At 56.7% G+C, this 12,528-nt stretch carries 7 protein-coding genes and 1 pseudogene; 6 read left to right on the top strand and 2 right to left on the bottom strand.

Annotated features, from left to right (window positions below; translation table 11 throughout):
• Positions 1-78: 78 nt before the first annotated feature.
• A complete protein-coding gene (locus JM93_RS14620; protein ID WP_170230672.1) occupies positions 79-2,598 on the top strand; it encodes a putative bifunctional diguanylate cyclase/phosphodiesterase in 2,520 nt (839 codons plus the stop codon).
• A gap of 21 nt (positions 2,599-2,619) precedes the next feature.
• On the opposite strand, the pseudogene JM93_RS14625 reads toward JM93_RS14620, so the two are convergent.
• Positions 2,620-6,142: pseudogene (locus tag JM93_RS14625) on the bottom strand (PAS domain-containing hybrid sensor histidine kinase/response regulator).
• A 252-nt stretch (positions 6,143-6,394) separates the two neighbouring features.
• Here JM93_RS14625 and JM93_RS14630 point away from each other — a divergent pair.
• The 5 genes from JM93_RS14630 (at position 6,395) to JM93_RS14650 (ending at position 10,971) form a co-directional block, all read left to right on the top strand.
• Positions 6,395-7,582 carry a pyridoxal phosphate-dependent aminotransferase gene (locus JM93_RS14630; protein WP_155197388.1) on the top strand — a complete coding sequence of 396 codons (1,188 nt, stop codon included), beginning with the start codon at positions 6,395-6,397 and terminating at the stop codon, positions 7,580-7,582.
• Positions 7,583-7,696: 114 nt separating this feature from the next.
• A complete protein-coding gene (locus JM93_RS14635) occupies positions 7,697-8,857 on the top strand; it encodes a PAS domain-containing sensor histidine kinase (protein ID WP_145344773.1) in 1,161 nt (386 codons plus the stop codon).
• A gap of 52 nt (positions 8,858-8,909) precedes the next feature.
• Positions 8,910-9,512, top strand: coding sequence for a response regulator transcription factor (locus tag JM93_RS14640; RefSeq protein ID WP_145344775.1), 603 nt, complete (start codon positions 8,910-8,912; stop codon positions 9,510-9,512).
• Positions 9,513-9,676: 164 nt separating this feature from the next.
• Entirely contained in the window at positions 9,677-10,045 is a 369-nt protein-coding gene (locus JM93_RS14645) for a response regulator (RefSeq protein ID WP_145344778.1), read from the top strand.
• A 215-nt stretch (positions 10,046-10,260) separates the two neighbouring features.
• Complete coding sequence (locus JM93_RS14650; RefSeq protein WP_145344781.1) at positions 10,261-10,971, top strand: Crp/Fnr family transcriptional regulator; 711 nt, start codon at positions 10,261-10,263, stop codon at positions 10,969-10,971.
• 87 nt (positions 10,972-11,058) lie between these two features.
• On the opposite strand, the gene hemN is transcribed toward JM93_RS14650, so the two are convergent.
• Complete coding sequence (hemN, locus tag JM93_RS14655; RefSeq protein ID WP_145344784.1) at positions 11,059-12,435, bottom strand: oxygen-independent coproporphyrinogen III oxidase; 1,377 nt, start codon at positions 12,433-12,435, stop codon at positions 11,059-11,061.
• Between the last annotated feature and the right edge of the window lie 93 nt (positions 12,436-12,528).

Below are 12,528 nucleotides of genomic sequence, written 5' to 3' on the forward strand. Positions count from 1 at the left end.
CCTTGGCTGCGATCAGTTAATCGTGGCCCTCATTGGGTGGGTGATCGTATGTGGTTGACGAAGCTATCAGAGCTTGCGATGGCATTTACATGCCGCGCGGTGAACCTCGGCTTCGGCAATGCTGCGGAACGGGGTGGGGACAAAGGCTCTGGCAACCTCATCCGCTCATCGACAGATGCGCACAGCGCCTTGACGCAAGCGCTCGGGCTTTCCAATAGCGACAGCACGACCGAACGGCGGGTTCGGGCCGCGCAATTCAATGGCGTTTGCCAGCTGCTGCCGTTTTTCCTCGGCGCACAAGTTGCCGCGGGATTGGTTATTATTTATTCTGCTCATGATTTGTTTTCCTCCGCCTTTATGGTTGGCTGGGGCAGTTTCCAGCTACTTTGTTTCGGCTGGCTGGCCTTTGTCTGGTGGCGTTCGTCTCCAAGCGCGGTTGGATCTCTTGCCCGCAAGGACTTGAGTTACTTTGTTCGGTGTGCCCAAGCATCCGGGCTTGCTTGGTCGCTTTTGCCAATCGCTTCAACTGCGGCAGCGGGCCAGGTGAACCAGAGTGTCTTGACAGCCGCGATGGTCGGGCTCTTGTGTGCTGGTGGCTTTTGCTTGTCTGTCGTGCCAAACGCCGCCTTGCCTTGGGTGGTAATGATCGGCCTATCAACTTCAACCGCACTGGCATTCGAGGGGGCAGCCAGCAACTATTTGCTCGCTGTTTTTGCCCTGGGGCTCACTGTGCTTTGCGCGGCTGCAGTGCTCTCAAGCGCTTGTGCGTTTGTTTCCAATACCTTGAATGAAGCGGAGCTCGAACAGCGCGGCGATTTGATCGCACTGCTGCTGAACGAGTTCGAAGAAAAACGCAGCGCATGGATTTGGGAAGCCGATACAAGAGGATTTTTCCGCAGGGTCAATGACCGATTTTTGATGGTCAGCGGCTGTTCCCGGGTCGAGCTTGAGGCCAAACGTATGATCGATTTGGCGTGCAGCTGTTCATCCGAAAAGGCAACGGCCGCCGCAAAACTGCTTGAAGATGCGCTTGCTCAGAAAACAGTACTCCGCGATCTTGAAATATGTGTCAACGTCAACGGGGACGTCCGCTGGTGGGCCGTGTCGGCAAGCCCGGTTACGGACGAGTACGGCTATTTTTCCGGTCATCAAGGCGTTGCCTCCGACATAACGGAAGCCAAACGGGTCAACGAGCTTGTGACACACATGGCTGAGCACGACTCGCTGACAGGGATAAGGAACCGGAGTTGGTTTCTCGCCCGTGCCAAGCGCCGGCTGGGTGTCGACGAGCTTCTTAGCGCAAACTACCCTGTCTTGTTTTTGATTGATCTCGACAACTTCAAGGTCGTCAACGACACCAGCGGACATCCGGCGGGCGATGAGCTTTTGAAAATGGTCGCGAACCGTTTTCAGGCCGTTTGCGGAGACAGCGTGGACCTTGCGCGTTTCGGCGGCGATGAATTCGCGGCCATGGGCCTGTTTGGCAGTCCGGAGACCGCAACGCACTTCGCCGAAAAACTCATAACAGCGGCGTCTGCACCCTTCAGCATTGGCGGTCGGGACTTCGGGATAGGCGCGACGATCGGATTTGCCCAAGCACCTGCCGACGGCGTTCGGATCGATGATCTTTTGCGAAAAGCCGACATCGCACTCTACAAGGCTAAACAGGTTGGCCGTGGCCGGGTGCTGGCCTTTGAGGCGTGCATGGAGCGTGAGGTCCTCGAGAGGCGTGCGATCGAGAGAGATCTGCATGAAGCCGTTTCCGAGGGGCAACTAGGCCTTCAATTTCAGCCAATTGTCGATGCGCGTTCCGAAAAGGTGGTCAGCAACGAAGTGCTGGTCCGTTGGCAGCATCCGGTCCGCGGAGAGGTGCCACCAGATGTTTTTGTACCGGTGGCCGAGCATGCCGGTTTGATCTTGCCGATTGGAGAATGGGTCCTCCGGCGCGCTTGCCAAGCCTATGCGGACCTGCCCGAGGCGGGGGCGGTTTCAGTCAACCTGTCTCCGGTTCAGTTCATAAGTCCGAATCTCGTCGAAATGGTCGCTTCAACCTTGAGGCAAACCGGTTTCCCGCCCGAGCGTCTTATCCTTGAGATCACAGAGTCTGTGTTCATTCGCGATTTCGGCAGCGCCGGCAAGATCCTTTCAGCGCTGAAGGGTCTCGGTGTGAAAGTGGCGCTGGATGATTTCGGTACGGGGTATTCTTCGCTTTCCTACCTCAGGCAGTACAAGTTCGACCGCATCAAGATAGACAAGTCGTTTGTCGAGGAAATTGGCGAGCGAAGCGAAGGCCTCGCGATTATCTCCGCGGTAATCGCGCTCGCGCATAATTTGGGCATTGAGGTGACGGCCGAGGGCGTTGAAGCGAAGTTCCAAGCAGAGGCGCTGCGTACGCTTGGCTGTGACGCATTGCAAGGATTTTACTTTGGAAAACCGTCTGACATCCCGGTAATCGGCAAGCTGCCGGGGGGCGCGCCGGAGCGGGAACTCGATGCAGCATTTGAAGCAGAGGACCAGGCAGAAGCCTTCCGGCTTCAGCAGATCGCATCCAGCTTGAACGTCACCAGCATTTCCGGATGGCAGAAAGACCGGAAGTGAGCCATCTGCCTCAACTACAGACTATTCGGCAGCATCTGTCGTGGTGCGCCAACGGCTGAGATGTGCCCGCAGCGCTGCCGGTTTGAGCGGCTTGTTGAAGATCACGATGTTCTGTTCGTCCGCTGTCGCGCGGACCGGGCGGCTGCGATCTGCTGTTATCAGCGCAGCGGGCATATCTGCGCCGAATTTCCAGCGCAGACGAATGACGGCATCAATCCCGTTGCCGTTGTCCAGATGATAATCAATCAAGATCACATCGGGCGCCAATCCCATTTCTTTGAGGGTATGGGATGCTTCGACATCATCGCTTGCCGTGATCACGAGGCACCCCCAGCTCTCGAGCAGCTGGCGCATGCCATCAAGGATATCGGGTTCATTGTCGATTGCCAGAATACACATGCCGTCAAGCTGACCGGCCGGTTGCACGACCGGCTTCGACAGCGGTTCGATTGGAACAGCGGCGGCAATCGGTACAACCGCCGTAAAGCAGGATCCTTCGCCAATTGAAGACCGGAGTTTGACCGGGTGATCCAATGCCCGGCTGATCCGCTCAACAATAGACAGGCCGAGCCCCAGCCCCTTTGCGGCGCGCATGCCGTCATCGAGGCGTTGAAATTCTTGAAATATGATTTTTTGTTGGCTGGGCGGAATTCCCAGCCCGGTGTCATGAACCTGAATTGCAACCTGGTTGCCCCGGCGCCGGCAGCCGACCAGTACTTTTCCGGATTTTGTGTACTTCAAGCCGTTCGACACCAGGTTCTGAAGCAATCGGCGCAGCAGCCTGCGGTCCGAGCGCACCGATAGCGACGTTGGCACAAGGATGAGCTCGATCCCTTTTTCGCGCGCAACCGGCTCAAATTCGCGCTGAAGCGCATCGAAAATCGCTGAAATGCGAAAGACGCTGAGCTCCGGTTTCATCGCACCTGTATCGAGGCGCGAAATGTCGAGAACGGCGCCCAGGATTTCCTCGACTGATTCCAGGGCGGCGCCGATATTGTTTGCCAATTCTTCCGGTTCGCTGTCTTTCATGCGGTCAGACAGAACGGACGCGTAGAGTTTGGCCGCATTCAGCGGCTGCAGGATGTCGTGTCCAGCCGCTGCCAAGAACCGGGTCTTTCCGATATTGGCTTCTTCGGCAACATGGGTTGCCTGGATCAGGCGCTTGTTGACATGGGTCAGCTCCTCGGTGCGCTCCCTGACCCGGCGTTCCAGCGTTTCGTTGGCGCGTGCCAAAGCATCTTCGGCCATCACACGCTCGGTGATGTCGGTGTAAGTTGTCACGATGCCGCCGTCCGGCATCGGACTGATTCGCACTTCCAGCACCAGGCCGGACTCGAGCATCCGTTCTTGAAAGGTCTCTTGGCGCACGACCAGTTTTTCAAGCCGATCGGCTACGGTCACCTCCACCGGCGCCGCACCGTATTCGCCTGTTTCTGCGCCATAACGGAGGATGGCGTCCAGTGATGTGCCGACCTGGCCATATTCAGCCGGCAGTCCCAAAAGATCGCGGAACTGCCGGTTCCAGCAGATCAAGCGCAGGTCCCGGTCGAACACGCCAATGCCCTGTCGGACCTGATCCAAGGCTGTTTGCAGAAGATCGCGGTTGTACTGAATGGCGGCCGACGCATCGTCGAGCAATTTGACCGCGCCTTTTGTGGACGGGTCATGCCGTTTGAGCATCAAGGACAGGACGAGGCGAGATGAAGCCGCGCCAATTGCGCTGGCAAGAAGCTGCTCGGAAAAGCGCAGCAAGCTTGCATCTGCGGTTGCCATTGCTTCCAGTTCTGTGCCGCGTTCGCGCGCATAGCGCCGGAAAGAGCGTTCGGTTCGCTCTTCACCCAAATACCGTGCAATGGTGACCTGCAATTCGCCGGCGGTCACGGATGTCCGCCACAGGCGCAGGTGCGGTGAGGGGGGACAGTTCTGCCGGGACAAAGATATTGGCCTGGATTTTTTCCGCAGGCTCCGGCTTGCGTGACAAAGACCCCAAAATGAAAAAGGCGGTGTTGGCAAACAGGCTCCAGAACACGCCATGAATGAACGGATCGAATTCAAAGCCGAACAGCGCTTGCGGGCGCAGCCACGCTATTCCGAAAAGGCCTGAAACCAGTATGTCCTCGGAAACAATGTCTGATTGCACAAATGTCGGCAGCAGAAGTGTGAACGCCCAAAGGCAAAAGCCCGCGACCATGCCGGCGATCGCGCCGCGGGCCGTTGCACGCCGCCACACCAGCGCCCCGATGAACGCCGGACCGAACTGTCCAATTGCTGCAAATGACAGCAGCCCGATAGACACAAGTGCGGCGGTATCACCGGCGGCCCTGTAATATGCGTAGGCTAGCAGCAAAATGCCGAGGATAGCAAACCTGCGAATGGTCAACAGGCTGCGGCTCATGTCCGCGCCCTTGCCTGCGATGATCTCGTCTTCGCTGCGCCGGCGCAGGATCATGGGCACTACGAAGTCGTTCGAGATCATGATAGCCAGGGCGACGGTCGCCACAATGACCATGGCCGTTGCCGCCGACAATCCCCCCAGAAACGCAAACATTGCCAGCCAGTCGTGCCCGGCATCAATCGGCAAGGCAAGCACGAACGTGTCCGGATTGATGTCCTGGCCGAACCGCAAAAGACCGGCAGCGGCGATCGGAACCACAAACAGATTGATCAGGATGAGATAGAGTGGAAACAACCATGCGGCCCGGCGCAGCTCTTCTTCGGAATTGTTTTCCGTCACCGTTACGTGAAACTGCCGTGGCAGCAGAAGGACCGCTAAACTCGACAAAAGCGTCATCACGATCCAGTTGCCGGCATTGAGCGGCTGCTCGAAAACCTCAGCCACTTCAGGGGCACCGGATATGGCGCGCACCAAGTCGAACGGGCCGTCATGCAGGCTGTAGGTCACCCATAATCCGACAGCAAGGAACGCGAGCAGTTTCACCACCGCTTCCGCTGCAATGGCAAGCATCAGTCCTTCCTGGTGCTCGGTCGCATCAATGTGCCGGGTACCGAACAGCCACGTGAACACGGCCATGAAAATTGCGATCAACAGAGTGATGTCGTCGGTGAAGTAGTAGATCGGATTGGACGGCGAGATAAGCGGCCCGACCATGACCGTGATCGATTGGGAAACCGCTTTCAGCTGCAGGGCAATGTATGGGATCACGCCAATAACGGCGATCAGCGTTGCAACTGCGGCAACCGTCTGGCTCTTGCCATAACGCGCGCCGATGAAATCGGCAATCGACGTAATGCGCTCGCTTTTTGCGATCCGGATAATCCGCCGGATGATCGGGTAGCCCAAGGCAAAAACCAGCATCGGTCCGACATAAATTGTCAAAAACTCAATGCCGGTTCGGCTGGCGCTGCCAACCGACCCATAAAATGTCCAGGATGTACAATAGACCGACAGCGACAACGCATAGATGACCGGGCGGCCCTTTCTGGGCAGCAGGCGTCTCGGCAACCGGTCGCCAAGGCTCGCGACTGCAAAAAGCAGCAGGATGTAGACAACGGCAACGATAAAGACGACCCAGCCTTCGAGCATCTCTGACCGCTTTTCCCCTCCCGAATATGCCGCCACCCTGGCAGCCGGATCGGCGTGCCAATATTCTTGCGCCGATCCGCAATCGGATCACACGCCGTATGGGGTTGTCTATTCGTCTTTGCGCTGACGGATTTCTGCTTGTTTGTAGGCATTCATTTCATCTGTAAATGAGCGCTTCAAATAGTTTCATGTTTCAAGGCGAAAGACGCTGCTAAGTTGCAAGGGAACAGATTGGCTTTTGGAGAACATGCGTTGGACGCTGTGGCATCATCTTCCGTTTTCAATTCTCTTAGCTCGGAGTCGCGGCTGGCACCCGAAAGCGGCATCGTTGAAGTGGTCAACAGTGCGCGGGAGCGGGCGGATTTAATCCCGCTTTGGGTGGGCGAGGGCGATTTGCCAACGCCGGATTTTGTTTGCGATGCCGCAATCGCCTCGATGAGGGCTGGTGAGACGTTTTATACTTATCAGCGTGGCATTCCGGAGTTGCGGACAGCGATCGCAGAGTATCATTCGGATTTATATGGCGGCTCCTTTGATCTGGAGCGTTTTTACGTCACCGGCTCGGGTATGCAGGCGATCCAGATCGCGGTTACATGTGTCATCAGTCCGGGAGATCACGTCCTCGTGCCGACACCAGCCTGGCCCAACTTGGCGGCTGCCGTTGAAATTAGAGGTGGCCGGGCAATTCCGGTGCCGATGGATTTTACTTCGGCAGGCTGGTCGCTGGATATTGACCGTCTGGTCGATGCAGCAACGCCCCAGACACGAGCTATCTTTCTGAATTCTCCATGCAACCCAAGTGGCTGGGTTGCGAGCCGGGACAATATTGAAGCCATCCTCGCCTTCGCGCGCAAGGAAGGGCTTTGGATTATCGCCGATGAGATCTACGCCCGTTTTTACTTCGGTGGGGGGCGGCGTGCACCGTCATTTTTCGATGTCATTGAGCCGGATGACCGCGTTATTTTTGTGAATTCGTTCTCGAAAAATTGGGCAATGACCGGATGGCGCGTGGGTTGGCTGTCGGCCCCGCCTGAAATGGGACAGGTCATTGAAAATCTCATCCAGTACTCGACGTCTGGAGTGCCGGTCTACAGCCAGCGCGCGGCCGCAGCAGCGCTGAATGAAGGCACCGGGTTCCTAGACCAGCAGCTGTCCAGAGCCGAAAACGGCCGTGCATTGGTTCTTGAGCAGTTCGCGCGGTCTGAGCGCTTCCGGTTTGCCGCGCCCGAGGGGGCATTTTATGCGTTTTTTGGCATCGACGGCATCTCGGACACTCGGCAGTTAGCGCTTGATCTTGTGCGTGAGACGGGTGTGGGGCTGGCACCGGGCAGCGCATTCGGTGATGCAGGGCAGGGGTTCCTGCGGCTGTGCTTTGCCCGACGGGAAGACCATGTCCGTGAAGGCCTTGATCGGATTGTCCGTTGGATTGATGGCCGATGAGCGACTGCAGTCTTGCTCGTATATGTAAATACCCTTAAACCATAGTGAGTGTCAGGGAAGTGGACATGCTCGTCAGAGGCATGCTTCCTGAGATTATGGAATACGGGCAAGACAATGGATCACGCCAACGTCACGGGCGTTGAGAACAAGGACGACGCGCATGCGGCTTCGACAGTGTCCGAAGCTCGGCTTGCCAGTGTTTTTGATACCGCCGCCGATGGCATGATCGTGATCAACGAGAAATGTCAGGTTCTCGCGTTCAACAAGGCTTCAGAGCGGCTGTTCGGATACACGGCTAGCGAGGTGATTGGTGACAATGTTCACAAGATCATGTCGTCGGAATACGCTGCAGCACACGACTCATACGTAAAACACTATCTTGAAACCGGTCAGAAGCGCATCATCGGGATTGGCCGAGAGGTGCGTGGCCGGCACAAGGATGGAACGGAATTTCCAATAGAATTGTCGGTTGGAGAGGCCACGACGCCGGAGGGCCGCCAGTTCATTGGCATTTTGAGGGACCTGCGCCCGCGCCGGTCGGTCGAAGAGCGTCTGGCCCAGGCTCAGGCACAACTCGTGCATATGACACGGATGAGTGCTCTAGATGAAATGGGGGCGGCCATTGCTCATGAGCTGAATCAGCCGCTTACAGCGTTGATGCTCTATCTTCAGGCGCTTTCCAGGAAATTAAGCCAGGATGGGGACCTGCCGCAGCAGGTCACCGATATCATAGGCAAGTCATTGGGTGAGGCGGAACGGGCCAGCGATATCATTCAACGCATGCGGCAGTTGGTTGAGCGCAAGGAGCCCGAGCGGCAGACCATTGATGTCAAATCCTTCACCGAAGACTGCATCGGTTTGGTCAAACTCGGGGCAAGCACAGACGATGTGCTTGTTCAGTGTACGGTAGCCGACGATTTGCCGCTGCTCGAAGCGGATCCTGTCCAGATCAGGCAAGTGTTGGTGAATCTTTTGCGCAACGCGCGAGATGCCGTGGCAGGCCAGACCGAAAAACAGATATGGATCACCGTCAGGGCGAATGGCAACGGTGTTGAATTCGTGATCGAGGACAACGGTCCTGGCGTGCCCGCCCATGCGATCCCCGATCTGTTCCGGGCATTTTCCAGCAAAAAGCAAAAGGGCCTTGGACTGGGCTTGGCGATATCGCGCTCTATTGCCCAAAACCATGGCGGCGATCTTGTCCTTGAGACGGCCAATCCGGACCGCGGTGCCGTGTTTATCCTGCGTTTGCCGGCTGGCGCCGGACCCGGATAGCAAATGAACAAAGCACTCACAAATGACGAATAGGAACCAGGGAGACGAGCAAATGGCAAATGGTGCGGAGGCAATCTACATCGTCGATGATGACCCTGCTGTACGGGACGCCTTGTCCGTAGTCTTCAATCTGGAAGGCTTTGAGGTAGAGACGTTCTCCGACGGTGACACCTTTGTGCAGTCGGCCAGCAAGACGCATCCGGCCTGCGTTCTGCTCGACGTCCACATGCCGGGAAGATCGGGCATCGAGATTTTGAAAGCGTTGAATGCCGAGCACTATCCAGCACCGATTTTCATTATTTCCGGGCAGGGCGACATTCCGATGGCCGTCGAAGCGATCCGGAATGGTGCCTTCGATTTCATCGAAAAGCCGTTCGATGCCGAAGCTGTAGTCTCACGGATCAATGATGGCATTAGCGCCATGCGCAAATCGCAGTCCGATGAGCCGGGAGTGAGTTTTTCCGGCGCGGATCAGCTCACCAGGCGCGAGCGTGAAGTGTTGAGTGAAATAACCAATGGTGCATCGAACAAGGAAGCGGGCCGGACACTCGGCATCAGTCCGCGGACGGTTGAAGTGCATCGGGCCCGCATCATGGAAAAACTCGGCGCAAAGAACGCTGCAGATCTTGTCCGCATTGTTTTGGGAAGCAATTGAAATGACCGGACCTGAGAAGCTGTGGTCCTGTGGTGTTTTGTCCAAAGGAATTGAAACCTGCAAAAGTAAGTAGTGAACCTGTGACAGTGTTTGTGCGTACAGCAAAAGCTTAGCCGGTGGGTTAGGTTTGGGTGCCTTGGCGCTTCTTTCGGAAAGTACGGTCCTTGTTCATTCACATCATCGAAGATGATTACGCAGTCGCGGATTCGCTTGCATTGCTCCTCGAGGACTTTGGCCACGAGGTAAAGTGTTATCCGGACGCGGAAACTTTTTTCGAGCAAGGCCCTCCGAATGCCGAAGACTGCGTGGTTGTCGATATCGGCCTTCCCGGCGTGACCGGTGACGAAGTCATCAATTGGTTGCGCGGGCTGGCAACGCCGCCAGGCATCATGGTCATGTCCGGCAAGTCCAAAACGCTTCTTGAACGAAGCAAGCTGGATCTAAAATCGCTGACTGTATTGCGCAAACCCCTTTCCATGCGGGCGATCGCCGAGCATTTCGGTCCTTCTGAAGCCACTGCTGCCTACCCCTGATTGGTATGCGGCAGATTGTCTAGGTAGTTGACCTTACGCATTCGACCGAATTTCTTGATTTAAATCAGGCCTCTACGGTAAAGAGCATAGGCGTTGGCAAGTCGGACGGGACTTGCCGGTCACGCAAGGAACAGCTGGACGGGCTTCCCCTTGCGGCAGGCACACGAGAGCCGGGTGCTGCGACAGCCTTATGCGATTTACTTTTGGAGGGGCTTATGGCTTACATTACTTACCCAGCTGCAGGCGACGCGAAAACGCCTGCGAACCCGGCAGCCAACCAACTTTCCTTGCGCGGATCATTCGCCGAATTTGGCGCTAAGGCACAGGTCTTCGGCGCTCACGATGTCATTTTCTATGAAGGGGATCCCGCAAAACGGCTTTACGAGCTGGCGCAGGGAACCGTCATGCTGTTCAAGCTGCTTCCGGATGGCCGGCGGCAGGTTGTCGAAGTGTTGCGTCCAGGCGATATTTTCGGGCTGGCAAATCAAAATGAGCATGAATGTACAGCTGAAACCCTGACAGGGGCCCACGTGCATGAAATTGATCTCAAGCAGATAGAAGGGTCTCCAGATCTGCAACGCAAGCTGACGAAATGCTTGATGGCGCAGATGCAAGTTCTGCATGAGCATGCTGTGCTTCTTGGGCGCAAGTCAGCGGTAGAGCGTGTGGCCAGCTTCCTTATGTATCTGGTGCCAGAACGCGGTGGTGTTGGCTGCCCTGGCCCGTCTGACGAAGAAAATGACGGCTACGACCTTCATCTCACCATGACCCGTCAAGAGATTGCGGATTACCTCGGGCTGACAATCGAGACTGTCAGCCGTGTCGTGTCGGATCTCAAGCGCCGCGGGATCATCCGGATTGATCGTGCGGACCGCATTCACCTGACGAAGGTTTGCCGCTTGTGCCAGATGACCGGAATTCACTGATCGGGCAGCCTTAGACTTAACTCCCGAAGACTTGGCCGGACTTGTTCCGGCCTTTTTCTTTTTGTTCTTGCAGAGAGACCAGCGTAATCAAACCGCCAGCGAATGGCGCGCTTTTGGACCGCGCATTGCATCATTCAGATAGGCATCAAACGCTGCTGCCGCCAATCTCACATATGGTTGGCCGAACTCCGTCACCTCGACGATGGGAGCTTTGTCCGCGCTGCCGGACAATTTGACGATGCCGTCCCTCACGAGCTCTTCCAGAAGTGCAAGGGATCCGTCCAGCATGTGGGGCGCCACAGAGAACTGGTGACACACAGCCTGAAGATCGCACCGGTAGTCGGTCATGATCATTTCAATGATCCGGCCGCGCAGTCGGTCGTCGGTAGAAAGCGCAAGACCTTTTGAAACCGGAAGCTGTCCCGCAAGGATAGCCCGCTCCCAGTGGCGGACATCGGCAATGTTCTGGATGTACCCCTGGTCGAGGCGGCCGATTGAGGAAACGCCAAGACCGACAAGCTGCTCGCCATTGTCTGTTGTGTAGCCCTGGAAATTCCGTTTCAGGGCGCGGTTCTGAAGCGCGATCGCCATACTGTCTTCCGGTTTGGCAAAGTGATCGAGGCCGATCGCAACATATCCGCCCTCTATGAGGGCTTCGCGAGCGAGATTTGCAAGTTCCAGCCGGCGTTCCGAATCGGGAAGGCGGCTTTCGTCTATCAGCCGCTGGTGTTTGCGCATCCAGGGGACATGAGCGTAGCCAAACAAGGCGATTCGGCTTGGTGCCAGATCCAGTGTCTTGTTGACCGTGTCGCGGATGGTGTCTGGTGTTTGTTCCGGCAGTCCGTACATCAGATCGAAATTCAAGGCGCGGAGTCCGGCGGATCTCAAGTAACTGGTTGCATCGCGCACGGTCTCATAGGGTTGAACCCGGCCGATCGCCTCCTGTACGGCGGGATCGAAATCCTGAATCCCCAGACTTGCCCGGTTTACGCCCATGGTGGCCAGTGTTTGTGCGAGAGATCCGGTCACAAATCTTGGGTCCAGCTCGATCGCATGTTCGAGGTCGTCTGCGAAAGTGAACGACACTCGGAGCAGGCCCGTCAGGTCCAGAAGGCTCTGTTCCGGCAAAAGGCTGGGCGTGCCGCCGCCCCAGTGAATGTGCTTGACCGGGCCGGCTTGTTCGAGATGACTTGCGACCAGCTCGATCTCCGATCCAAGGGTGCGCGCATACGCAACAAGCGGTGCCTCCTTGCGCGTTGCCTTTGTGTGGCAGCCGCAATAATGGCAGATGTCCCGGCAATAGGGGACATGAAGATAGAGCGAAAGCGTATCCTGAGGCCCGAGCCTTTCAAGCCATTGCCCATAGACGTCGCTGCCGACACCGTCATGAAAATGCGGCGCGGTCGGATAGCTGGTGTAACGCGGAACGCTCCGCATGGCATAGGAAAGGTCTGGCTGTGTCATGAGGGACACCATTTACCGTTCCGGGCGGAGCCGCCTTGATTTCGCTCAAGGCATTGATCGGCCCATGGTCCGCTGGCGTTGTTTACCGGCCTG

The sequence above is a fragment of the Roseibium hamelinense genome, assembly GCF_007830545.1.
In the GTDB taxonomy this organism is placed as follows: domain Bacteria; phylum Pseudomonadota; class Alphaproteobacteria; order Rhizobiales; family Stappiaceae; genus Roseibium; species Roseibium hamelinense.

Coding starts and splice junctions, on each gene's coding strand:
- JM93_RS14650 (WP_145344781.1), top strand. CDS start 10,261: ATGGCTTACATTACTTACCCAGCTGCAGGCGACGCGAAAACGCCTGCG.
- JM93_RS14620 (WP_170230672.1), top strand. CDS start 79: ATGGCATTTACATGCCGCGCGGTGAACCTCGGCTTCGGCAATGCTGCG.
- JM93_RS14640 (WP_145344775.1), top strand. CDS start 8,910: ATGGCAAATGGTGCGGAGGCAATCTACATCGTCGATGATGACCCTGCT.
- hemN (WP_145344784.1), bottom strand. CDS start 12,435: ATGACACAGCCAGACCTTTCCTATGCCATGCGGAGCGTTCCGCGTTAC.
- JM93_RS14635 (WP_145344773.1), top strand. CDS start 7,697: ATGGATCACGCCAACGTCACGGGCGTTGAGAACAAGGACGACGCGCAT.